Origin of the sequence: Flavobacterium sp., assembly GCF_044341265.1 — a bacterium.
Taxonomy (GTDB): Bacteria; Bacteroidota; Bacteroidia; order Flavobacteriales; family Flavobacteriaceae; genus Flavobacterium.
In genome coordinates, this window is the sequence record NZ_JBIISA010000033.1 from 19550 (window position 1) to 43032 (window position 23483).

24 protein-coding genes are annotated in these 23483 nt (G+C 32.2%); 10 read left to right on the forward strand and 14 right to left on the reverse strand.

All coding sequences use genetic code 11. The features are described from left to right. Nucleotides 1-74 precede the first annotated feature (74 nt). From ACIQ06_RS13695 to ACIQ06_RS13715, 5 genes are all read left to right on the forward strand, one after another. Nucleotides 75-791: a YebC/PmpR family DNA-binding transcriptional regulator gene (locus tag ACIQ06_RS13695; RefSeq protein ID WP_396147237.1), complete on the forward strand. Its 717-nt coding sequence runs from the start codon at nt 75-77 to the stop codon at nt 789-791. Between the two features lie 103 nt (nt 792-894). Next, nucleotides 895-1287, forward strand: a complete 393-nt coding sequence (locus ACIQ06_RS13700; protein WP_396147239.1) for a hypothetical protein — start codon at nt 895-897, stop codon at nt 1285-1287. A gap of 351 nt (nt 1288-1638) precedes the next feature. Next, nucleotides 1639-3549: an SPFH domain-containing protein gene (locus ACIQ06_RS13705; protein WP_396147242.1), complete on the forward strand. Its 1911-nt coding sequence runs from the start codon at nt 1639-1641 to the stop codon at nt 3547-3549. 120 nt (nt 3550-3669) lie between these two features. Then, nucleotides 3670-5454, forward strand: coding sequence for an ABC transporter ATP-binding protein (locus ACIQ06_RS13710; protein WP_396147244.1), 1785 nt, complete (start codon nt 3670-3672; stop codon nt 5452-5454). 70 nt (nt 5455-5524) lie between these two features. Then, nucleotides 5525-5905, forward strand: a complete 381-nt coding sequence (locus ACIQ06_RS13715) for a hypothetical protein (protein WP_396147246.1) — start codon at nt 5525-5527, stop codon at nt 5903-5905. A gap of 42 nt (nt 5906-5947) precedes the next feature. Here ACIQ06_RS13715 and ACIQ06_RS13720 read toward each other — a convergent pair whose 3' ends face one another. The 8 genes from ACIQ06_RS13720 to ACIQ06_RS13755 form a co-directional block, all read right to left on the reverse strand. After that, nucleotides 5948-7117, reverse strand: coding sequence for a proline dehydrogenase family protein (locus tag ACIQ06_RS13720; protein ID WP_396147248.1), 1170 nt, complete (start codon nt 7115-7117; stop codon nt 5948-5950). 48 nt (nt 7118-7165) lie between these two features. After that, complete coding sequence (locus ACIQ06_RS13725; RefSeq protein ID WP_396147250.1) at nt 7166-8458, reverse strand: DASH family cryptochrome; 1293 nt, start codon at nt 8456-8458, stop codon at nt 7166-7168. Then, complete coding sequence (locus tag ACIQ06_RS13730; protein WP_396147252.1) at nt 8455-9990, reverse strand: cryptochrome/photolyase family protein; 1536 nt, start codon at nt 9988-9990, stop codon at nt 8455-8457. The genes ACIQ06_RS13725 and ACIQ06_RS13730 overlap by 4 nt, the downstream gene beginning before the upstream one ends. A 65-nt stretch (nt 9991-10055) precedes the next feature. Further along, nucleotides 10056-10199 carry a DUF2256 domain-containing protein gene (locus tag ACIQ06_RS13735; protein WP_396147254.1) on the reverse strand — a complete coding sequence of 48 codons (144 nt, stop codon included), beginning with the start codon at nt 10197-10199 and terminating at the stop codon, nt 10056-10058. Further along, nucleotides 10165-11673 (reverse strand): deoxyribodipyrimidine photo-lyase/cryptochrome family protein, encoded by a 1509-nt coding sequence (locus ACIQ06_RS13740; protein ID WP_396147256.1) that lies wholly within the window; start codon nt 11671-11673, stop codon nt 10165-10167. The genes ACIQ06_RS13735 and ACIQ06_RS13740 overlap by 35 nt, the downstream gene beginning before the upstream one ends. Nucleotides 11674-11676: 3 nt before the next feature. Continuing rightward, nucleotides 11677-12318, reverse strand: a complete 642-nt coding sequence (locus tag ACIQ06_RS13745; RefSeq protein ID WP_396147258.1) for a flavin reductase family protein — start codon at nt 12316-12318, stop codon at nt 11677-11679. Between the two features lie 12 nt (nt 12319-12330). Next, entirely contained in the window at nt 12331-12729 is a 399-nt protein-coding gene (locus ACIQ06_RS13750; protein ID WP_396147260.1) for a DUF2452 domain-containing protein, read from the reverse strand. A 3-nt stretch (nt 12730-12732) separates the two neighbouring features. Beyond that, nucleotides 12733-13035: a TIGR03643 family protein gene (locus ACIQ06_RS13755; RefSeq protein WP_344816280.1), complete on the reverse strand. Its 303-nt coding sequence runs from the start codon at nt 13033-13035 to the stop codon at nt 12733-12735. Between the two features lie 149 nt (nt 13036-13184). Here ACIQ06_RS13755 and aroB point away from each other — a divergent pair, with 149 nt between their 5' ends. The 5 genes from aroB to ACIQ06_RS13780 all read left to right on the forward strand — a co-directional run bounded on the left by aroB (nt 13185) and on the right by ACIQ06_RS13780 (nt 17412). Next, nucleotides 13185-14246, forward strand: coding sequence for a 3-dehydroquinate synthase (gene aroB, locus ACIQ06_RS13760; protein WP_396147263.1), 1062 nt, complete (start codon nt 13185-13187; stop codon nt 14244-14246). A gap of 56 nt (nt 14247-14302) precedes the next feature. Continuing rightward, nucleotides 14303-14482 (forward strand): hypothetical protein, encoded by a 180-nt coding sequence (locus ACIQ06_RS13765; protein ID WP_396147265.1) that lies wholly within the window; start codon nt 14303-14305, stop codon nt 14480-14482. Between the two features lie 51 nt (nt 14483-14533). Further along, entirely contained in the window at nt 14534-15934 is a 1401-nt protein-coding gene (locus ACIQ06_RS13770) for an arginine decarboxylase (protein WP_396147266.1), read from the forward strand. Nucleotides 15935-16014: 80 nt separating this feature from the next. Then, entirely contained in the window at nt 16015-16989 is a 975-nt protein-coding gene (locus tag ACIQ06_RS13775; protein ID WP_344816278.1) for a deoxyhypusine synthase family protein, read from the forward strand. A 9-nt stretch (nt 16990-16998) separates the two neighbouring features. After that, the gene (locus ACIQ06_RS13780) at nt 16999-17412 is read left to right on the forward strand and encodes a DNA primase (protein ID WP_396147268.1); all 414 of its coding nucleotides are present in this window, start codon (nt 16999-17001) and stop codon (nt 17410-17412) included. A 115-nt stretch (nt 17413-17527) separates the two neighbouring features. Here the strand turns inward: ACIQ06_RS13780 and ACIQ06_RS13785 are convergent, their stop codons facing one another. The 6 genes from ACIQ06_RS13785 to ACIQ06_RS13810 form a co-directional block, all read right to left on the reverse strand. After that, nucleotides 17528-18046, reverse strand: coding sequence for a DinB family protein (locus ACIQ06_RS13785; protein WP_396147270.1), 519 nt, complete (start codon nt 18044-18046; stop codon nt 17528-17530). A 351-nt stretch (nt 18047-18397) separates the two neighbouring features. Further along, nucleotides 18398-18889 carry a hypothetical protein gene (locus ACIQ06_RS13790; protein WP_396147272.1) on the reverse strand — a complete coding sequence of 164 codons (492 nt, stop codon included), beginning with the start codon at nt 18887-18889 and terminating at the stop codon, nt 18398-18400. 46 nt (nt 18890-18935) lie between these two features. Continuing rightward, on the reverse strand, nt 18936-20318 hold the full coding sequence (locus ACIQ06_RS13795; protein ID WP_396147274.1) for a serine aminopeptidase domain-containing protein: 1383 nt from the start codon (nt 20316-20318) through the stop codon (nt 18936-18938). 119 nt (nt 20319-20437) lie between these two features. After that, on the reverse strand, nt 20438-20812 hold the full coding sequence (locus ACIQ06_RS13800) for a VOC family protein (protein ID WP_396147276.1): 375 nt from the start codon (nt 20810-20812) through the stop codon (nt 20438-20440). A gap of 144 nt (nt 20813-20956) precedes the next feature. Continuing rightward, nucleotides 20957-23317, reverse strand: a complete 2361-nt coding sequence (locus ACIQ06_RS13805) for an alpha/beta fold hydrolase (RefSeq protein WP_396147278.1) — start codon at nt 23315-23317, stop codon at nt 20957-20959. A 56-nt stretch (nt 23318-23373) separates the two neighbouring features. Beyond that, entirely contained in the window at nt 23374-23475 is a 102-nt protein-coding gene (locus ACIQ06_RS13810) for a helix-turn-helix domain-containing protein (RefSeq protein WP_396147280.1), read from the reverse strand. Between the last annotated feature and the right edge of the window lie 8 nt (nt 23476-23483).

Sequence of the window (23483 nt, forward strand, 5' to 3'; positions counted from 1 at the left end):
TGTAAATAATAAGTAAATGTTGAAACGTTGAATATTCAATGTTGAATGTTCAATGTTGAAATAAAAAATAAGAAATGGGAAGAGCGTTCGAATTTAGAAAAGGTAGAAAAATGAAACGTTGGTCAGCAATGGCTAAAGCGTTTACTCGTATCGGAAAAGATATTGTAATGGCTGTAAAAGAAGGTGGTCCAAATCCGGAAGCCAACTCTCGTTTACGTGCTGTTATTCAAAATGCGAAGGCAGCAAACATGCCAAAAGAAAACGTAGAACGTGCCATCAAAAAAGCAACTGACAAAGATACTGCCAACTATAAAGAGCAACTTTTTGAAGGTTATGCACCACACGGAATTGCACTTTTAATTGAAACAGCAACTGACAATAATAATAGAACGGTTGCAAACATTAGAAGTTACTTCAATAAATGCAATGGAACTATGGGAACGCAAGGTTCGGTAGAATTTATGTTTGACCATACATGTAATTTCAGAATTCCAAACAACAATATTGACATTGAAGAAATGGAATTAGAATTCATCGATTTTGGAGCAGAAGAAATCTTTGCTGACGAAGACGGAATTTTAATCTACGCACCTTTTGGAAGTTTTGGAGCCATCCAAAAAGAATTAGAAAACAGAGGAATTGAAATTTTATCTTCTGGTTTTGAAAGAATTCCACAAGTAACTAAAAAATTAACCGCAGCTGAAATTGCTGACGTAGAAAAACTAATCGAAAAGATTGAAGAAGATGATGACGTAATGAACGTTTATCATACTATGGACGAATCGGAATAGATTTAATTTTAGATTTTAGATTTTAGATTTTAGATATTAGATATAAACTTCAGGGAAACTTGGAGTTTTTTTTTTATATTTGAATATCTTTAAAATTAAAAATATGAAGCCATTTAAAACGATTTTCACTTTTCTTTTATTTTTTGTATGCACAAATTCCATTGCACAAAGCACCAATTCACAAAAAATTATTGGCTGTTGGAAAGTAACAAAGTTTGAATTGAAAACAGAAATTGAGAACTCGTCAGAAATTATAAAAGACGCAATTAATAATGAAGTATGTTTTGATGCTAAAGGCAATTTTATCACTACTAATGCTGAAGACAAAACTATTGGTAATGGAACATTTAATTTATCTGAAGATGGTAAAACCATATTTCAAAAATCCAATGATGAAATCAATGATATTGGAGGAAATGCAGAAATCGAATTATTAAATGAAAAAACTATAATTCTTAAAAGTGATTATTTTACTATGAGTTTTGAGAAAAAGTAAATTGTATAACTGAGATAAATTTGTAACTATTCTATTTCAAATTTAACACGTAAACTTCAAGACAACTTGGAGTTTTTTTTTTATTTATAAAATATTGATAATTAATTTATTATACTTTTTATAAAAATAATTGTATCAAAAATTTGTAACTTTTTAACAAGTACATCGTATAATTAGAGATTTAAAAATAGAACTAGAATGACACAATAAAGTGTTGTAATTCAAAAACTAAATTCAAAACCAACTAGTACTTTGAATTTGTGGTAAGCAAACTACCTGATTTACTATTTATTTCCAAATCGGATTCTATCAAAATCAAAAACCTTTTTTTTATTTATTAAATTTTATAACATGACAACATTTTTTACTTTGTGGTGGTTGATACCTATTGTATTATCTATTATTTTTTACAAATTTGTTTTAAGAGTTTTCTTCGGAATGGTCATCGTTCCTGAAGACAAAATTGGTTTGGTTACTAAGAAATTCGTGCTTTTTGGAACAGACAAATCGCTACCTGATGGAAGAATTATTGCTACCAAAGGTGAAGCTGGTTTTCAAGCACAAACACTTGCTCCAGGTTTATATTGGGGAATGTGGATTTGGCAATATTCTGTTGATATGACAGCATTTACAATCATTCCGGAAGGAAAAATTGGATTGGTTTTAAGTAAAGACGGAAAAGAAATTCCAACAGGACGCATCTTAGCAAGAAAAGTGGATAGCGATAACTTTCAAGACGCAACAGCTTTCTTAAACAATGGTGGACAAAAAGGACGTCAATCGGCTTTTATTACAACTGGTTCGTATCGTATTAATACCTTTTTATTTGAAATTGTAATGGCTGACCAAATCAAAATATTTGAAAACATGGTCGGAATTGTAACAGCTCTTGATGGTGATCCAATTCCACAAGGACAAATTGCAGGTAAATATGTAGACGGACACAATAACTTTCAAGACTTTGATTTTTTCTTGGAACAAGGCGGAAACAGAGGTTTGCAACCTCAAGTGATGTTAGCTGGATCCTATTACATCAATTCTTGGGCAATTCAAATTGAACAAAACCCAATGACCGATGTGCCAATTGGTTATGTAGGAGTAGTTATTTCTTATATCGGTGAAGACGGAAAAGACGTAACAGGCGAAACTTTCAAACACGGAAATATTGTTTCTAAAGGACAACGTGGTGTTTGGATGGAACCTTTTGGTCCAGGAAAATATGCCTTGAATAAATACACGACAAAACTTGAACCTGTTCCAACAACAAACTTAGTTTTGAATTGGGCAAATGCTAGAAGTGAATCACATGATTTAGATAAAAACTTATCTACTATCACAGTGCGTTCAAAAGATGGTTTCCCATTTAATTTAGATGTGGCACAAATCATTCACGTTCCGGCAAATGAAGCACCAAAAGTTATTGCACGTTTTGGAAGCATGACCAATTTAGTTTCACAAGTTTTAGAACCAACAATTGGTAACTATTTTAGAAACTCTGCACAAGATAGTGATGTGATTTCGTTCTTAAGTACACGTAAAGAAAGACAAGAATCGGCTAAGAATCATATCAAAGCAGTTTTAGATGAATACAACGTAAATGCAGTAGATACCTTGATTGGAGACATTGTTCCACCAGATTCATTAATGAAAACTTTGACCGATAGAAAAATTGCTGAAGAAGAGCAAAAAACATATCAAACACAAAGAATGGCGCAAGAACAACGTCAAGGTGTAGAAAAAGAAACTGCGATTGCAGATATGCAAAAAGAAATTGTAAAAGCTTCTCAAAGTGTTGAAATTGCTCAAAGAACAGCTGATGCAACCGTTAAAAAAGCAGAAGGTGATGCAACAAGTTTAAAGTTAAACGTAAATGCTGAAGCAGAAGCTACAAAAATGCGTGCAAATGCAGAAGCGGAAGCTACAAAAGCAAGAGCTGGAGCACAAGCAGAAGCTACAAAACTTAATGCAAGTGCAGAAGCTGAAAAAATCTCGAAAACAGGTTTAGCAGAAGCTGAGAAAATTATGGCAATTGGTAAATCAACTGCAGAAGCTTATCAGTTACAAGTTTCAGCAATGGGTGGTGATAACTTTACTAAATACAAAATTACCGAAGAAATTGGTAAAGGAAACATCAAAGTGATTCCAGATGTATTAATTTCAGGTGCAAATGGTTCCGAAGGTGGAATTAGCGGTTTACTTGGAATGAAATTAATGGAAATGATGGATACCAAAAATGATAAAGACGAAACTAAAAAGAAATAAGTAGTTTCTGAGTAAATTCAAATCCGTTTTGTGAAAGCAAAGCGGATTTTTTTTCACAAAATATTAGCATTTGTAAAAAAAAATGGCACAGCAATATTAGTTACTTTTACAAGAAAAAAAATGGCGCGATTTCAAGAAAACGACCTTCCAAAAGCCAAACTCAACGCAAGTACATTAAGTAAAGCTCTTTTAATATTCAAATATGCTGATAACCATAAATGGAAATTCTATTTGGGATTGTTTTTCCTTTTACTAACTGGCGGAACAGCATTAGCATTTCCAAAACTTATGGGAATTTTAATTGATTGTGTAAAAAACAACGATTTATCAAAAGCCAATTCGATAGCTTTAGGATTAGTCGGAATATTATTTCTACAATCTTTTTTCTCCTTTTTTAGAATCTCATTATTTGTAAATTACACCGAAAATACATTAGCAAATTTACGATTGGCTCTTTACAGTAATTTGATAAAACTGCCTATGCCATTCTTTACTCAAAAAAGCGCAGGCGAATTAAACAGCAGAATTAGCACTGACATCAATCAGATTTCAGATACTTTGGCAACTACAATTGCTGAATTTTTAAGACAATTTATTCTAATTATCGGAAGTTTTATTTTATTGGCAAGCATCAATTTAAAATTAACTTTAATGATGATTTCGATTGTGCCTTTAGTTGCTGTAGCTGCAGTAATTTTTGGTAGGTTCATCAGAAAATATTCTAAAAACTTACAAGATCAAGTTGCCGATAGTCAAAATATTGTGGTAGAATCTTTGCAAGCAATTACCGTTGTAAAAGCTTTTGCGAACGAATGGTACGAAATTGCACGCTATAAAAACAAGATTTCAGAAGTTGTAAAAGTTGCTATCAAAGGAGGAAACTATCGCGGATATTTCGCTTCATTCATCATCTTTTGCCTATTCGGGACTATAGTTGCCGTAGTTTGGTATGGAGTTACCTTGAGTATTAAAGGTGAAATGACCGTTGGTGATTTAATTTCCTTCGTATTATATTCCACTTATGTTGGTGCCTCTTCTGGCGGAATTGCGGAATTGTACACTCAAATTCAAAAAGCAGTTGGAGCAACCGAACGTGTTTTTGAGTTGTTAGACGAAACTCCAGAAAAGATAAACTCCAATCAAAATCAATCCACTGAAAAAATAAAAGGAAATGTTTCATTTCAAAATGTACAATTTAGTTATCCATCACGACCAGAAATTCAAGTGTTGAAAGATGTAAATTTTACAGCAAACTATGGTCAGAAAATTGCCATTGTTGGTCCGAGTGGTGCCGGAAAATCAACAATCTCTTCACTCCTATTGCGTTTTTATGATATTGATGCTGGACAAATTTTAATTGACGACAAGAATATCTACGATTATGATTTAGAAAATCTTCGTGGCAATATGAGTATCGTTCCGCAAGATGTGATTTTATTTGGTGGAAGCATTCGTGAAAACATTGCTTACGGAAAACCAAATGCCACCGAAGAAGAAATTATGATTGCAGCCAAACAAGCCAACGCCTTAGATTTCGTAAACGGATTTCCAGAAAAATTCGATACATTGGTTGGAGAACGCGGTATAAAACTTTCTGGTGGACAACGTCAACGTATTGCAATAGCAAGAGCTTTGTTGAAAAATCCAAGTATTCTAATTTTGGACGAAGCAACTTCATCATTAGATAGTGAAAGTGAAAAATTAGTACAAGAAGCTTTAGAAAATTTAATGGAAGGTAGAACGAGTATTATAATTGCACACAGACTTTCAACAATAAGAAGTGCAGACGCAATATTAGTTTTAAACGAAGGAAAAATAGCAGAAAAAGGAACGCACAAAGAACTACTCGAAATTGAAAATGGTATTTATAAGAATTTGAGTAATTTGCAGTTCAGTGAATATTAGAAATAATTAGCAATTAAGAATTATGAAAAGACATTTATATATTTTATTCCTCACAATACTATCAAATACAGTGTTTTCTCAAGAAAATAATAAAAAAATAGATTATGATTGGAATTCAATTAAAAGTATTAAACTAATTGAAGTTGATAAAAAAATTGATTTGAAAAATTATAATGATATCAATAATTTATTTATCAATAAAAAAGAAATTTCTAATAGAGAACTTATTGAATTAAAATCTGTGTTTAAGTATAAAGATGACTGTTGTGATGTTTTTGTAGAAGACAGAAAAATATTGATGAATATTAAGTTTAAAAATGAATCTATAATTTTCCTTGTACATTTAAATCAAGCTGCTCTTTTTGACTTAAGACCAAATAAGTTTAATTTTTTGACAATTATTAATAAAAAAAAGTTTCAGGATATAGTAACTGAATTATTAAATAAATAAACAAATAAAAATCCCAAGCTATTCACTTGGGATTTATTTTTTTTATTTTGATTTTCTTCGTTCTCTTTCTGCTTTCAATAAATTCAACTCTCTACTAGTTTGTCCGGCAACAGAAGTATTTTCTTCGGCACGTCGAATTAAGTAAGGCATCACATCTCGAACTGGTCCAAAAGGTAAATATTTTGCAACATTGTATCCGTGTGAAGCTAAGTTATAACTGATGTTATCACTCATTCCGTAAAGTTGTCCAAACCAAATTCTTTGATCTTTTATTTCAATATTATTGATTTTCAACATTTCCATCAATTTATAAGAGCTTTCTTCATTGTGCGTTCCAGCGAAGATCGCCATTTTATCGATGTGTTTCATCATGTAATCAACAGCAACATTATAGTTATCATCCGTTGCTTGTTTAGAAGCACAAATTGGAGTTGGATAACCATTTTCTTCGGCACGTTTGTGCTCTTTTTCCATATAAGCTCCACGAACTAGTTTCATTCCGATATAAAATCCATCAGCTTTTGCTCTTTCGTGCAATGCTTTTAGATAATCCATTCTGTCCCAACGGTACATTTGTAAAGTATTGAAAACAATCACTTTTTCTTTGTTGTACTTGCGCATCATGTCTTCTACCAAATCATCTGCTGCATCTTGCATCCAACTTTCTTCAGCATCAATTAATAAGGCTACATCTTTACTATGAGCTGTTTTACATATAATTTCAAAACGTTCTTTAACTTTATCCCATTCTGCTTGTTCATCTGCAGAAAGTGGTTGCTTCTCTCCTACTTTTGTATATAAATCTAAACGACCTAAACCAGTTGGTTTAAAAACCGCAAACGGAATCGCCTGACGTTCTTTAGCAAACTCAACTGTTTTTAAAGTCATTTCTAAAGCCGCATCAAATTGCGTTTCTTCTTCTTTACCTTCTACTGAATAATCCAAAACCGATGAAACACCTTTGGTATACATTTTATCAACAACTGAAAGGCAATCGATTTCATTTACACCACCACAAAAATGGTCGAAAACAGTGGCACGTATCAAACCATCCACTGGTAAATGTGCTTTTAAAGCAAAGTTGGTAACTGCAGTTCCAATTCTAACCAATGGTTCATTGGCAATCATTTTGAAAAGAAAATAAGCTCTGTCTAATTCAGTATCACTTTTTAATGAGAAAGCAACTTCAGTATTGTTGAAAATTTTGTCCATCGAAATTTTATTAATTATGCAAATATAAATAGAGTTTTAGAATTAATTTTATGATTTTAACCACAAATTCCTATACTTTTTATCTTTATCATAATCGGAAGCCTGTTTTTCAATATTAAAATAACGATTTCCTCTAGGATCGTTTCCTACTCCAGCCAAATAAGCCCAATTACCCCAATTGCTACAAACATCATAATCAATTAGTTGCTGTTCAAAATAAGCTGCTCCATAACGCCAATCGAGTTTTAAATCATTACATAAATAACTTGCCACATTTTGACGACCACGATTACTCATGAAACCTGTTAACTTTAATTCAATCATATTGGCGTCAACAAAATCGACTCCTGTTTCGCCATCAATCCATTCTTGGAGTTGACTTGTATTGTGTTTGTTTACAGGAATTCCTTTGCTTTGAATTCCAGCTTGTTGAAAGAATTTAGCGTTGTATTTTTTCATCATAAATCTAAAATAATCACGCCACAACAACTCAAAAACCAACCAATAAGTCGATTCATTGGCTCCGAATTCTTTTTCGTATTTTTTCAATTCATCATGAATAAATCTTGGTGAAATACAACCCAAAGCCAACCAAGCCGAAAACTTTGATGAATAATCGGCGCCAACCAATCCGTTTCGAGTTTCTTTATATTCTGAAATGCACTTAGTTTCGAAAAAATAGTGATTTAGTCTAGCTATTGCATCTGTTTCACCACCTTTAAATGGTAAAACTGCTCTTGAATCTATTGGCTGAAAATCCAAACCTAATTCTTCTAAAGTTGGTAATTTTAAAGATTGTATTTCAGGAGATTTTAACTCTTTTGGTTCTTCAAATGATACTCTGATAAAAGAATCTTTCTCTGTTTTTTTTCTGAAATTGGTAAACACATCTGGAATATCTTTTATTGAAAACGGCAAATCTTCAGCATGATATAATGTACTTGTGCTGAATGTTTTAAGTTCACATTTCAATTTGAATAATTCCTCTTGGACTCTAGCTTCTGTCTGCTTTTCTTCATAGGAAACTTCACGTTTTGCAAAAACTTTTGATACTTTGTATTCTTGTACAATTTTCGGAATTTCAACTTCAGGTTTTCCTTTTAAAATCAATAATCCTGAACCAATTGCTCGTAAGTTTTTATCCAAATCAAATAAGGATTCTAATAAAAATTGGGCTCTAAAATTTCCAGTTTTCTTGAAACCAAATTCTGTAGTTTCAAATTGAGAGTCATCAAAACAATATACTGGAATAATTTCATCGCTTTGAGCAATCGCTTTGATAAGTGTTTCATTATCATGTAATCTTAAATCAGTTTTAAACCAAACTATACTCCTTCTCATAATTCATTTATATTTTTCAAATAATAATCAGCTTGTTCTAATAGGGCTGTTTTGTCTTCGGGTTTCATTTTTCGCCAAACGTTGTACATCATTCCGATTCGTGGATTTTTCCCTAATTTATCTTCATTTCTGTCATAAAAATTCCAATACAAACTATTGAATGGACAAGCTTTATCTCCAGTTTTTAATGCTTTTTTGTAGAAACAACTTCCGCAATAATGACTCATTTTATCGATATAACTTGCCGAACTTACATAAGGTTTTGTGCCTACAATTCCGCCATCAGCAAACTGACTCATGCCACGAGTATTAGTAATTTCAACCCATTCGAAGGCATCGATGTAAATTCCGAGATACCATGCATCAACTTCGTCTGGATGAATTCCTGCTAAAAGTGCAAAATTTCCTGTAATCATTAAGCGTTGAATGTGATGAGCATACGCATAATTTAAGGACTGATTTATGGCATCTTTCATGCAATTCATTTTGGTTTTTCCTGTCCAAAACCAATTTGGTAATTTTTCTTGATTGTTGAAGAAATTCATTGAGGCAAATTCAGGCATTTTGTTCCAATAAATGCCTCTCATGTATTCGCGCCAACCAATTATTTGACGCACAAAACCTTCTAACTGATTGAATTCTATTTCATTTGGACGCTTTTTCCATTCTTCGATACATCTATCGATTACTTCTTTAGGTGAAATCATTTTTACGTTCATCGAAAATGAAATTCGAGAATGATATAATGACCATTCGTTTGGCGTCATTGCATCTTGATAACTTCCAAACAATTGCAAACATTCTTCAGCAAAAAAATCTAATAATTGTAATGATTGTTCTCTGTTTATTGGCCAAACAAAGTTTTTAGCATCTATAGTTCCAATGGTTTTGACATCGGTTTTTGTAATCTCATTATAAATTTCAGAAACATCATTATTGAAAACTAAAGGTGCAATTGGTTTATGATTTTTTGGTAATTTCTTTCGGTTTTCTCCATCATAATTCCATTGTCCTGTGAGCGGTTTATCGCCTTCCATCATGACATTGTGTTTTTTTCGCATGGCACGATAAAAACTTTCCATTAGATAGATTTTCTTGCCTTCAAAGAAATCTCCGAGTTCATTTCGAGAAGTAAAAAAATGTTCTGAATCAACTGCAGCACTAGAAATTGAAATAGATTTACAGAGATTTTTTAAATCCAAATCAACGCGATATTCATCTGGTAATTGGTATTCAAAATGTTTAAAATTATGTTTGGAAATTAAGTTTTGAATATTTTTCTCAAAGAATTGGAAGTTGTTTTTATCATTTAGATGAATATAGATAACTTTATGATTGTTAGTTAGTAAATTATTTTTAAAATCTTGCATTGCAGCAAATATCCCAACTACTTTTTGAATGTGATGTTTAGCATAATCGGTTTCGGAACGAATTTCCATCATCACATAAGTAACCGATTCATCTACAGTTTTAAACCAAGAATGATTACTATTTAATTGATCTCCGAGAATTAATCTTAAGGTTTTTGGCATTATCATTTTTATTTGCCACTGATTCACAGATTTTTTTATTTAGTTACTAATCTGTGAATCTGTGGCTATTTTGTTTTATTCATTTTACACTTATCACTACAATACTTTACTTCGTCCCAAACTTTCTCCCACTTTTTGCGCCAATTAAATGGTTTTTGGCAAACAATACATGTTTTACTTGGAAGGTTTTGCTTTTTTACTCCTCGCATTTTTAGGTTTATTTGGGTTACTAACGTGTTTCTTTAAGATTCGTTTTCCTTCTTCTTTGACAGCATCATTTTTACGGAAACTCCAAACGATATCACTAGCTTTTTTTCGAGTTTCATCAATATCCACAATTGGAAATGGATAATCATTACCAATTTCGCAATTGTAAAATTGTTGTTCTATTGCATTTAATTTCCAAGGCTCGTGAATCAATTCTACAGGAACTTCAGCCAATTCTGGAATCCATTTTTTGATAAAAATACCTTCTGAATCGTGTTCTTCGGAGTTTTTAATTGGATTATAAATTCTAATTGTATTAATTCCTGTGGTTCCCGATTGCATCTGAATTTGTGGATAATGAATTCCTGGTTCATAATCTAAAAATTGTCTTGCCAAAAAATGCAATTCACGCCAATCCTGCCAGAGATTAAAAGTAAAAAATGAAACTACCATGGCTCGCATTCTGAAGTTGATATAACCAGTTTGAACCAAACATCGCATACAAGCATCTACGATTGGAACTCCTGTTTTGCCTTCTTGCCAAACTTTTATATAGGTTTCATTTTTAGGTTTTATTAAAGAATCATAAGCTCGATTTGCATTTTCAAATTCCATTTGGCATTCGTCTTCAAATTTTTGCATAAAATGGCAATGCCAATGCAAACGTGAAACAAAATTCAACATAGCTCTTTTGTTTTTGGACACTTCGTAATGCTGATTTGTGTATTGGTAAACCATTCGCATACTGATGTTTCCATAAGTCAAATAAGGTGACAATCGGCTGCAACCTGTTCGACTTAAATTGGGTTTGGAAATGTGTTTGCTATAATTCACATGACGTTCTTTAACAAAACTATCTAAATAACGCCAAGCCCAATATTCACCGCCTTGTTGAAAGTCTTTATTTCGTGTTGTTATTTCTGTTGGAAGTTCATTTCCTTTTAAATTTTGATACAAATTAGCCTCCAAATTTTCGAATAGGAACGAATTCAAATCAATCATTTTGGGTTCTGCTCGCATCACATGTTCCCAACGTTTATCCCAATTGATTCTAGATTTCAACTTGCGAATCACACCATGCATTTGTGATTGTTTCCAATAAATTTCATTAGAATCAAAAAAACGTTGCATTGCGATATCTCTATCGAAAGTGACTTTATTTCCAATTTCTTGATGTGAGAAAACCGATTTGATATCGTATATTTTTGCTAATTCTTCAAAAACCTCATTCACTTCATTATGAAAAAGGTAGATTTCAGTATCAACAGATTTTAATCTGGTTTGCATTTCTTGAATCGATTCGTAAACAAAACGCCAATGACGCACATCAGAATCATCAAATTTCATTACCGAAGGTTCGAAAAAGTAAACAAAAACAACCGGAATTTCCTCTTTTTGAGCCAAATAAAGTGGTTCGTGATCTGTAAAACGTAAATCACGTTTGAACCAAACAATATTTATAGCTTTTTTATTCAATTTTTAGAGTAATGAGGTAATTTCTTTATCTGGTTTTGCGTAGCTTAATCGGTCTAATTGTATGGTTTTATGATAACTATCTAAACCCGAACAGGTGATAGTATTGGCTTTTTCTAAATCAATAAATCCATCTTCTAGCAAACAATTTTCAGGAATATAAATTTGAGTAATTTCTCCTATAATCATAGATGTACTATTTATAGAAATATCAATTATTTCTTTAAATTCTACTCCTAATTGAATATTACTTTCTGCTACAAATGGCGCATGAAAGTTGTTTTTATATTCTGATTTTAAATTAGTTGCATCAAATTCAGAAATTCCTTTATCGTATCGAGCTGAAGTTTGATGTGCTTGCTTGTAAATGGATTCATTAATATGATTGATTGTAAAAAACCCTGTATCCAAAATATTTCGCATCGAATCACGCTCTGGTGGACTTGGTCTAAAAATCAATCCTATCAATGGTGGATTGGCTCCAATGTGAAAAAACGAACTAAAAATCGCTAAGTTTTCGTTACCATTTTCATCAGAAGTTCCAACTAAACTTACACTCTTAAAACCTCCTAAACTATTTATTAGATGAACTCTTTTTTGTTTTTCAAGTTGTTCTATTTGGTCTTTATTGATATGAATTTTACTCATTTGAAATTTAATTTATAAAAGATGAACCCATTTTCTTTCACTATTCAATTTGAAAGTTCCAATATGTTCTTTATTCCATTCGTTTGGAGCTATTAATGAAAGAGAATTTGTTCCGTCATTATTTGCATACAAGTGATAAATCTCACCAATAACTGGTTCAAATGAGAACTTGGAGTTGTAAACCAATTCGTTCCATTCAAATTCTTGCATCAATTTTTCGTATTGGATTTTAAGCTCATTAAACTTATTTTCAAACTCTTTATTTACATTGCTTATTCCTCTACTTTTCCATGATACAACATCGTCCATTTTGATAACTGGCGCGCCAACACTTGTAGAATAAGACAACAAACTCGCATTGTAACCTTCTTCTTCTGAAAAAACTACATTATCTGGTTTCTTACTTTCCATTTTTTAACGTTTAGAAATTTTATTGTTTGAAATTGAACGTTGCAAATTGCATTTAAATCGGTCAATGCCTTCAACACGTTTAGCCACATGTTTTGTTTTGCAATTTTCAACTCTTTCACGCCACAATTTATAGCTGCTAAATTTCAATTCTTTTTTCATTAAAGCCTTTACTTCGGCTTCTGTTAAGCCAAACTGAAACTTAATAGCATCGAATGGTGTTCGGTCTTCCCAAGCCATTTCTATTATTCTATCAATCTGAATATCAGTTAAATTTTCTTTTTCTGAGGTTGCAATTATCGGTTTCAAACTATATTTTGTTTAACTTTTATAAATTTTAATTAAACAAAAGTAATCATTTTACACTAAGCTAAAAGAATTTTAACTAAAAAATAAGTTATCGCTAAAGTTTAAATGGATAAAATATTATCTCTATTTTTGTTCAAAATAAAATTTGTATGCAATCTATCGAAGCCAACGGTTACCAAATATTTTTCAATGAAACTGGATATGAAAAAATAAACCTCGTTATATCTAAAAATAATTATTCCTCTATTTTCATTTTAGTTGACGAGCATACTAATGAGTATTGTCTTCCAAAATTTTTACCCAATTTGGCTACAGAAATTCCGATTGAAATAATTGAAATTGAAGCAGGTGAAGAAATCAAAAATATTACAACTTGTGTTGAAATTTGGTCAATTTTATCTGAACTTGGAGCTGACAGAAAAAGTTTGATAATTAATCTAGGTGGTGGCGTTATCACAGATATTGGCGGTTTTATTGCTTCTACTTTCAAAAGAGGAATTGATTTTATAAACGTTCCAACTACGTTATTAGGAATGGTTGATGCCTCAATTGGTGGAAAAAATGGAGTTGATTTAGGAAATTTAAAAAACCAAATCGGTGTAATTAATGTTCCGAAAATGTTGTTGATTTCTACCGATTTTCTTGAAACTTTGTCTCAAAGAGAAATGCGTTCTGGATTAGCAGAAATGCTAAAGCATGGTTTGATTTATGATAAAAATTATTGGGAACAATTTTTAGATTTAACTAAAGTTGATTTTGCTGATTTTGATGCTTTAATTTACCGTTCTATTGAAATTAAAAACGAAATTGTAAAACAAGATCCTACAGAAAATGGCATTCGAAAAGCATTAAACTTTGGTCACACTCTAGGTCATGCAATTGAAAGTCATTTTTTAGAATCGGAAAGACCGCTTTTACATGGTGAAGCCATAGCTATTGGAATGATTTTAGAAAGTTACCTTTCAAAAGAAAAAGGATTACTTTCTAACGAGGAGTTTCATCAAATTAAATATATTATTTCTAACATTTATGAACCTCATAATTTTAGTGATGAAGACATTATTTCTATCCAAAATTTACTCATTCACGATAAGAAAAATGAGTACGGAAAAGTTCAATTTGCATTAATAAATGGTATTGGAAAAATCATCATAAATCAATCTGTTGAAAATGAATTAATTATTAATAGCTTTCGAGATTATAAATCGTAATATATTTTTATAAAAATTATTGCAATTCGGTAATTTTATTTTTTACATTTGTCCTGATGAAAAACAATACTAACACTACTACCAATAGCACTTTCACGCTAAAAACCAATTCTGGTTTTCAAGTACTATGTGTTGCGTTTTTAACATCTATTCGGACTATTTTAGGCTTGTTTTTAGAATTATTCAAATCTGAAACTGAAAAACTTCCTATAGTTTATGCTAATATTAGGGTTTGAGAAAATTAGATTAACTGTTATTTAAATAATCTAATTAATTTTCAAAATCAAATGAATACAAAATATTTCGACCTAATTAATCAAACTTATTATTTTCCTCAAGAAGAATTTACATTAAATAAAGATAGTGAACTCCTTTTTCATAACATCGATTTAATGAAATTGGTTGAGCAATATGGTACACCATTAAAATTTACTTATTTACCTCAAATTTCTAATAACATTAAAAGAGCTAAAAATTGGTTCCGTAATGCAATGGAAAAAAATAATTATGAAGGTAAATATTACTATTGTTATTGCACTAAGAGCTCTCATTTCGAATACATCATGAGTGAAGCTTTTAAAAATAATATTCATGTTGAAACTTCATCTGCATTTGACATTAACATTGTTGAAAATTTATTAGAGAATGGTAAAATCAACAAAAGCACTTATGTAATTTGCAATGGTTTTAAAAGAGATCAATATGTTACCAATATTGCAAGATTAATCAATAATGGTCATAAAAATACAATTCCAATTATTGATAACTATGAGGAATTGGATTTACTTCAAGCAGAAATTAAAGGAAAATTCAAAATTGGAATTAGAATTGCTGCCGAAGAAGAACCAAAATTTGAGTTTTATACGTCACGTCTTGGAATTGGATATAAAAACATAGTTCAATTTTATAAAAAACAAATTCAAGAAAATGATCGATTGGAGTTGAAAATGCTTCACTTCTTCATTAATACAGGAATAAACGATACTGCTTACTATTGGAATGAATTAGTAAAATGTATTAAGGTTTATATTCAATTAAAAAAAGAATGCCCTTCGTTAGACGGATTAAATATTGGTGGTGGTTTTCCAATCAAAAACTCTCTTGCCTTTGAATATGATTATCAATATATGATTGATGAAATCATAAATCAAATAAAAATTGCTTGTGAAGAAGCTGAAGTTGATGTGCCAAATATTTTTACAGAATTTGGTTCGTTTACCGTTGGTGAATCAGGTGGAGCCATTTATCAAGTTTTGTATCAAAAACAACAAAATGATAGAGAAGCTTGGAACATGATTGACTCTTCATTCATAACTACATTGCCTGATACTTGGGCAATCAACAAACGATTTATCATGCTTGCTGTAAATAGATGGAATGATACTTACGAAAGAGTTTTACTTGGTGGAATGACTTGTGATAGTGATGATTATTACAACTCTGAACAAAATATGAATGCCATTTATTTACCAAAATACAATAAGGAAAAACCATTGTATATAGGTTTCTTCAACACTGGAGCTTATCAAGAAACTATTGGTGGTTTTGGAGGATTGCACCACTGTTTAATTCCACAACCAAAGCATATTTTAATAGACCGAGATAAAAACGGAATTATAGCTACCGAATTATTTTCTGAGCAGCAAACAGCTGAAGATGTAATGAAAATTTTAGGATATAGTAAATAATAAATAAAACAGTTTGAAGTTTTCAAAAAATAGTTTTTCTTTGAGGACCAAACTACAATAATAAACATTAAACACACAAAATGAGCAAAGGACCAATAAGTCAGTTTATTGAGAAGAATTATCTTCACTTCAATGCAGCTGCTTTAGTAGATGCTGCCAAAGGATATGAGCAACATTTACTAGAAAATGGAAAAATGATGATAACTTTAGCTGGTGCCATGAGTACTGCTGAGTTAGGAAAATCGCTAGCAGAAATGATTCGTCAAGATAAAGTACATATTATTTCATGTACTGGAGCCAATCTTGAAGAAGATATCATGAATTTAGTTGCTCACAATTCATACAAAAGAGTTCCAAACTACAGAGATTTATCTCCGCAAGAAGAATGGGATTTGTTAGAAAATCACTACAATAGAGTTACCGATACTTGTATTCCTGAAGAAGAAGCTTTCAGAAGATTACAATCGCACTTATATGATATTTGGAATAATGCCGATTCAAAAGGTGAGCGTTATTTTCCGCATGAATTTATGTATCAAATGATTAACTCTGGAGTTTTAGAGCAATATTATGAAATTGATCCTAAAGATTCTTGGATGGTTGCGGCAGCAGAAAAAAACCTTCCTATTGTAGTTCCAGGTTGGGAAGACAGTACCATGGGTAATATTTTTGCTTCTTATTGTATTAAAGGTGAATTCAAACCAACTACAATGAAAAGTGGAATTGAATACATGATGTGGTTAGCCGATTGGTATCCAAAAAATTCAAGTGGTAAAGGTGTAGGTTTCTTCCAGATTGGTGGAGGAATTGCAGGAGATTTTCCTATTTGCGTAGTACCAATGTTGTACCAAGATATGGAAATGCATGATATTCCGTTTTGGAGTTATTTCTGTCAGATTTCAGATTCAACCACTAGTTATGGTTCGTACTCAGGTGCGGTTCCAAATGAAAAAATCACTTGGGGTAAATTGGATATTCATACTCCAAAGTTCATCATTGAGTCGGATGCAACCATTGTTGCTCCATTAATTTTTGCATATTTATTAGACCAATAAAATACATTTATGAGAAGAGTTATTGTTGATTATGCTAAGCTAACTGGCGATATTTTAAACTTATTAGTAGAGAAATTTCCTGAAGGATATGATGATAGCGATATCATCCGATTTAGAAATGCACAAAACGAATTAGTTGAAGCTGTTGAAGTACGTACAGAAGATACTATTTATTTAGTTAAAGTAAGTACTAAATTGGCGAGCAGAATGGAAAAATTTGATGAAGATGACGATTTAGATTCAGTAATCGAACCAATCATTCCAATTGCAGGAATTGATGAAGATGATGATGCATCAAGCGATGATGATGATATTGAAGAAGATTTGCTAAAAGATAAAGGTGGATCTGACGATGGCGATGACGACGATGACGACGATGACGAACCATCTGACAACTTTGACGATGATGACGACGAAGAATAGTTAAAAAATATTTCAATATTTTAAATCCCAAATTCCAATTGATAACTTTTATTGGAATTTGGGATTTTTTATGGACCAAATTTTGGAATATGGTTTTTATTCTTTTGGAATTTTCCTAAAGATATCTTTCTTCAAAAATTCGTTGGTGGTGATTTTGATGTCCAATTATTATAAAACCTAAAGCTCTAACCGACATTTGATTGTTATTTGCAGTTCCAATTCGAAGTAATTTATCTTCATTGAAAGATTTGAAAAGTAATAATGTTGCGTGTCTTACCGCCGATAATTCGGTTAGCAAGTCCATGATGCTTCTCGAATTTGCATTGGCTTCATCCACATAATCGTTTTCTTCAAAACCAGGTAAATCGGTTTTATCATTTCTTGCAAATCGCAATGCACGATAGGCAAATATTCGTTCGGCATCAATTAGGTGCAAAATAATATCTTTGATAGTCCATTTACCTTCGGCATAACGGTAATCAAATTTATCCATCGGAATATCTTGTACAAATTTGATAAAGCGATGCAAGGAAATTTCTAACTCTTCAACAAGCGTATATTCATCAGAAACTTGTGCGATGTAGTTTGCGTAAAATGGTGCGTATTCGTTGTTGTTTAGTCGGGTTGGTTTCATTTGTTTATTGAGTAAATGATTTGATATGTCAGAAACTTTGGGTTAAGACTTGAAAATCAAAAATACAAAACAAACTTTAAATTGATCCCTTAAAACCGAAATTTCTTATAGGTGCGATCAGCCATTGCCTCATTTATTCACCAGCCCAGTCATCCATGATTACCTGTTTGATATTTGGGTTTGGATATAAAGTTAAAATGATTATAAAAACAGTAATTCCAATCAAAATTTACAAATAAAAGAAGTTTATTTATTCTTTTCTTGACTTCTTTTCCCTCCAAAATGAATAAACAAATTAAATGCAATATTTGTCACTTTTCTATCCGTAGTTTTTAAAATCGAATTTAGTCCCTATTCATATCTTGTCCCTAAACTAATTTTATTACTAATCTGATATCTAAAATCAAAAAATAAGGAAGAAAAATTTGTGGTTTCAGTACTTATATTTTTAGTGCCAGTTGCGGTTTTAAGTTCGGGATTAAACAAATAATTTTGCATGAGCCCTGTACTTAAATTCATACTCTTGCCAATGTCAAACATGGGCCCAATATATAAGGCTAAATTTCCAGTTGTAAATTCTCCGCTTAAGCCTGGACTTATTGCTACATCTCCATAATTACGCCATGAGCCATCAATCTGGGAATAGATAGATAGCCTATTGGTAATTTTTCTGCTAAAATAAAAACCGCCTCCTACGCCAACATGATTAAGATCATCATTCAAGCCAAAAAAATTGGTAGATAATATAGCGCCAAATTTATTTTTTGATGGTGTGATGTCTTGTGCAACTAATGTTGTTATTGTTGCACAAAGTAATGTGAGTGTTAAAAATGATTTCTTCATAAATTGAATCTAAAGATTATTGATTTATTTAGAATTAAACTTTAACTTAAAACGATGCCAACCATTCAGCTGTTTTAGTCACTAATAATGGGTTAAATTTATCTTGCATAATTTGGGCATAGTTGCCTGAATGCTTAAGCTTAATCCCTTCCTCCATAGAACCTACTAAGGCAAATGCATGATCGGTACCTTCTAAAATAATGGCTTTAGAGTGCTTGGCATTTTTTGCGTTTGTCCAACCAAGCATAGCGGTTGCATACTCTTTATCAATCGCCTCAAAATCGGAAGTTCCATATATGGTAAGGATTGGGCAGGTAACTTTTTCCCAGTACTTTTTAGGGTCTATCTTATTCAATTCTCTATTAAAAGCTAATGACCTATAAATAATGATGTTGTCATTTTCATTCCAGCCAAAAACTTGTTGTAGCACGGCATCATATTCTGGTTTATCTTTAATGATTTGCTGTGGTGTTTTATTCTCGTCAAAAATTGCTGTAATCACTTCTTTAGTGTAATTTTTATATTCTAAAGCTACTTCTGGACTATTGCCAGATTGCAACAAACTTCTGTTTATAATTTCGGGATAATAGCTTCCAAAATTGGTAGTTAATGTGCCATAAACCATTGCCCCTTTAACAGTAGGATTAGTACTTGCAAGTATTGGTGTAATCATACCGCCCATACTGTGTCCAAAGAGGTAGATTTTTTTGGAATCGATGGTTTTGTTTTTCATTAAAGATTCTAAACCTGTTTGAAATTGCTCAAGTTCTTGATTAAAAGTCATTTGATCGCAGGTAGTAAATTTTCCCTCACTATCACCTGCTCCTGGTTTGTCAATTCGCATAACGGCATAACCTTGCAATGTCATTTCGTTGCAAAATTGTTCATAAGGGTCTTTTTCTGGTACTTCAATCACCGATTCGCACATATTTCCTTGAATAAAAAGGATAGCTGGTAATTTACCCGAAGCATTAACCGGTTTTGAGAGTAAGGTTCTTAAATAACCGAATGATGTTTTAATTTCACCATATTCATAATGAATACCTTGTTTAGTTTTGCTTACTTTTGCTTTTGCAATTGTTTGTAACTGAACAAAAGCTTTATTTCTCCAAATTTTATATACAACAGAAGTACCTTCCGTTATTTCTGATAATGGTGACTTGGTAAATGCACTTACATCAGAAATAGCAGTTCCGTTGATTTCTACAATGATATCTCCTTCTTTTATTCCTGCAGTTTCAGAAGTAGAGTTTGGAACAACGCCTTCAACAAAAACTCCTTGATCACCGTTAAAAGATTTTTCTTGCTTTATTTCAGTAGTTAAGATTTGGTAACGAAACCCATTTGAATATTTTCTTTTTAGAACTTGCGCATTTAGAGAATTCGTAATTGAGCAAAGTAGAAGTAGTATATAAATTGTTTTTTTCATAATTTTTTTTAAGATTATTAATTCATTTTTTTGATCTTAACCTTTTAAATTTGTTATTTTGTTTTTACGGTTGTGTCATCTAGACTTTGGTTGTTAGCGGTTGTTTTTTTCAGTAGTCATTATTTAGTTTGATATAATGCAATTCTGTTTCCTTCTGTATCTTCAAATTCGGCAACAAGTCCAATTCCATTGTCTGTTTTGGGATATAAAATTTGTCCACCATTTGAGGTAGCTAATTTGAGTGTTTCATCAATATTTTCTGTTTTGAAGTAAATCACAACTCCATCTTTTGTCGGTTTATAGATTTCTCCTTTTGCTAACGCACCTGAAATTCCTGAATTTTCGACAGCAAATGGAAACAATGCCATTTCATTATTGTCAATGGTTTCTTTGTCAAAGTCAAAGTGGAATACAGCATTGTAAAACTTTATTGCTCTTTGAATGTCAGTCACTGGGATTTCAAAATAAACAACTGGGTTTGATTTTTTTTTCATAAGATTTTTGTCAGTTTGTTTAATTGTTGTTTTTGGATTGACGCCACAAGAAGTTAGAAGTTGCATTAACACTCCAAAAATTATTGTTGTCAATATGTTTTTATTTCTGTTCATTTAACTTATTCTGTCCATTTACAGGTCGTTTTAAAATTCACCTTTCAACACATCTACACCAATTGCATAACCATAAATTTTTCCATTGGCATCTTTGTAAATTCTGATTTTATTGCAAGCCATTCCTAAATTGACCTTAGTCCAGGTTTTACCACCGTCTTTGGTTTCGTAGCCTGTATTCATGGTGCCTACAAAGCCGTGGTTTTCGTCTATAAAACCAATACCAAATTCTCTTGATCCAGCATCTTCCACTAAGTTGATTTCATTCCAAGTTTCACCGCCATCGGTTGTTTTGGCAATACGTTGTTGTTTTACGTTTGGATCTGGATTATAGGATTGTATGGTTACATAGCCAACTTCTTTTGTTGGAAAAGAGGCTTTCCAAGTACCTTCAAACGGTCGATTGGATTGGTACACCTTTTTCCAGGTTTTTCCGCCATCGCTGGTTTTTAAAATTAAGGCGTTGGATTTTTCCATATCTTCATCAGAGGCAGCACAAACAAATCCGTTGTTTTTATCAAACATTTTGATATCGAATAGCATTTTACAGTCGTTGTTCATGCTATTGGAAGTCCAAGTTTCGCCACCATCGTGTGATACCATCATGTTTGCAGGAGAACCTACACGACCAACTGCATAAATATGTATTTTGTAGTCTATTTTTCCGTGATTAATGTATTGTTCTTTAACAATATCAATGGCACAAAGTCCTTTAACATAAGGTCCTTTATAGTCAACCGGCTTCCAAGTTTTACCACCATCTCTCGTTCCATACAAAGGAATTGAGTCGGTAACATTAGGAAAATAATCTGTTCCAACCGTACCCGCAAAACCAACTAAATTATCCACAAAGGCAATGGTTCGGAAAAAAGTTCCTTTTTTTTCCAATTGTTTTTCCCAAGTTTCGCCGCCATTTTTTGTGTTATAAATGCTTCCGTAACCGTTTACATACCAGCCTTCTTTTTCATTAATGAAAGTGATATCGTCTTGTTTCCCAGGATAGCGCTCTGTATTCAATTTTTTCCATCCTTTTTCGGGAAGTGTCGTTACATCCTTTTTGGAAAGTACTTCGTTGCTCCATTTTACTGCCGAAAGACCTACTTCTTGATTGTATTCATCAAATAATTGTTGAATCTGACCATTTGAAAATTTGTTGTATGCTTCTTGCATTGTACCCGATTTTGCGAAATAATGATCCGTTGAAGGATAAGTCATTAACGTTGCATTACCAGGGTTGAAGAAATTAACGGTATTCACAATTTGCTGATGATCTGCTTTAGAAAATGCTTCAAAATCAGATTCTCCATATTGTACTAATACTTTTGCAGTTGTATTTTTCCAATTTTCTAAATGAGGGTAATCCTGAATTTGTCTCCAGTACTCTGCATTCCTCGAATAAATTTTTCCTTTGCCATCGTATTGCCAACTTGTGCGTAAAATACTGTCGGCCTTAGTGTCTTTAGCAATATCTTCTAGTTTTTCTTTCTTAACGAAATAACGATAGTTTAAATCATATTGAGCAATTACAGATTGTTCTACTTCAATCGGGTTCATGCCTGCCAATGCATTTTGAACGCGATACATTTCGATTTGATACTCAAACCAAGATTTAGCAGTAGTTCCATATACTACAACACCCGCAACCTTATTTTTTGCACTAATTGCTGGCGCAACAATTCCACCCATAGAGTGACCAACAATGATAATTTGGTTGGGATCTACATAAGGAAGTGACTTCAACTTTTTTAAACCTGCCTCAAAATTTTCAATTTCATCTAGCAAATCACAAGACTCGCAAGGAGGTGTATTTTTGCTGTCACCCAAGCCACTTTTCTCGACGCGAAGCGTCACATAACCAGCATCTACATAAGCATCCACAATGCGTTTGTAGGGATGATAATTTGGTAAATCATCAATACTGCTGCAGGTATATCCCGGAATGAACAACATGGCCGGCATTTTATTTTCTTTAAAGGGCTTGTTAATGATAACGCGCAATTGTCCGCCTTTGTAGGCTACCTCGTCGTAAATAACGCTCGCGTTGTCGTCTGTTTCGTAACGACGGGCAACAGCTTTTGCTTTTAACACAAGTTTCTTTTTGCCACGCAAGACCGTTAATTGAACTTCTTGATCGGGGGAATAACCGGTAAACAGACGGGTGAATTCGTCTGTTGAAGCGAAGGTGGAATTACCAATTTTTAAGATCAAATCCTTTTCTTGCAATTTAAGTGCAACACTGGTGCCGCGAACAACTTGCAACACTTTACAACCAGAACTTCCATTTTCGGTGACATATTCAACTCGTGCACCGAATTGCACTTTACGCTGAAGTTGGGAATACCCATTAAAACTAATAAAGAATAGAAAACAAAGAAAAATTAATCGTATCATAGCTTTTTTATAACAAAAAAAGACATAGTCAGTAACTTTTTCTTGTCAAAAATTGCTTATTTCATAAATTGACTTGGGGCTTGCCCAAACGCTTGTTTGAAAGCTTTAGAGAAAGAAGCTAAATCAGCATAGCCATAAGCAAAAGCAGCATCAAGAATAGAAACAC

Excerpts from the sequence above, each read along its gene's own strand:
- ACIQ06_RS13695 (WP_396147237.1), top strand. The coding sequence starts at position 75 with ATGGGAAGAGCGTTCGAATTTAGAAAAGGTAGAAAAATGAAACGTTGG.
- ACIQ06_RS13700 (WP_396147239.1), top strand. The coding sequence starts at position 895 with ATGAAGCCATTTAAAACGATTTTCACTTTTCTTTTATTTTTTGTATGC.
- ACIQ06_RS13705 (WP_396147242.1), top strand. The coding sequence starts at position 1,639 with ATGACAACATTTTTTACTTTGTGGTGGTTGATACCTATTGTATTATCT.
- ACIQ06_RS13710 (WP_396147244.1), top strand. The coding sequence starts at position 3,670 with ATGGCGCGATTTCAAGAAAACGACCTTCCAAAAGCCAAACTCAACGCA.
- ACIQ06_RS13720 (WP_396147248.1), bottom strand. The coding sequence starts at position 7,117 with ATGGACAAAATTTTCAACAATACTGAAGTTGCTTTCTCATTAAAAAGT.
- ACIQ06_RS13725 (WP_396147250.1), bottom strand. The coding sequence starts at position 8,458 with ATGAGAAGGAGTATAGTTTGGTTTAAAACTGATTTAAGATTACATGAT.
- ACIQ06_RS13730 (WP_396147252.1), bottom strand. The coding sequence starts at position 9,990 with ATGCCAAAAACCTTAAGATTAATTCTCGGAGATCAATTAAATAGTAAT.
- ACIQ06_RS13735 (WP_396147254.1), bottom strand. The coding sequence starts at position 10,199 with ATGCGAGGAGTAAAAAAGCAAAACCTTCCAAGTAAAACATGTATTGTT.
- ACIQ06_RS13745 (WP_396147258.1), bottom strand. The coding sequence starts at position 12,318 with ATGAGTAAAATTCATATCAATAAAGACCAAATAGAACAACTTGAAAAA.
- ACIQ06_RS13750 (WP_396147260.1), bottom strand. The coding sequence starts at position 12,729 with ATGGAAAGTAAGAAACCAGATAATGTAGTTTTTTCAGAAGAAGAAGGT.
- aroB (WP_396147263.1), top strand. The coding sequence starts at position 13,185 with ATGCAATCTATCGAAGCCAACGGTTACCAAATATTTTTCAATGAAACT.
- ACIQ06_RS13765 (WP_396147265.1), top strand. The coding sequence starts at position 14,303 with ATGAAAAACAATACTAACACTACTACCAATAGCACTTTCACGCTAAAA.
- ACIQ06_RS13770 (WP_396147266.1), top strand. The coding sequence starts at position 14,534 with ATGAATACAAAATATTTCGACCTAATTAATCAAACTTATTATTTTCCT.
- ACIQ06_RS13775 (WP_344816278.1), top strand. The coding sequence starts at position 16,015 with ATGAGCAAAGGACCAATAAGTCAGTTTATTGAGAAGAATTATCTTCAC.
- ACIQ06_RS13780 (WP_396147268.1), top strand. The coding sequence starts at position 16,999 with ATGAGAAGAGTTATTGTTGATTATGCTAAGCTAACTGGCGATATTTTA.
- ACIQ06_RS13785 (WP_396147270.1), bottom strand. The coding sequence starts at position 18,046 with ATGAAACCAACCCGACTAAACAACAACGAATACGCACCATTTTACGCA.
- ACIQ06_RS13790 (WP_396147272.1), bottom strand. The coding sequence starts at position 18,889 with ATGAAGAAATCATTTTTAACACTCACATTACTTTGTGCAACAATAACA.
- ACIQ06_RS13795 (WP_396147274.1), bottom strand. The coding sequence starts at position 20,318 with ATGAAAAAAACAATTTATATACTACTTCTACTTTGCTCAATTACGAAT.
- ACIQ06_RS13800 (WP_396147276.1), bottom strand. The coding sequence starts at position 20,812 with ATGAAAAAAAAATCAAACCCAGTTGTTTATTTTGAAATCCCAGTGACT.
- ACIQ06_RS13805 (WP_396147278.1), bottom strand. The coding sequence starts at position 23,317 with ATGATACGATTAATTTTTCTTTGTTTTCTATTCTTTATTAGTTTTAAT.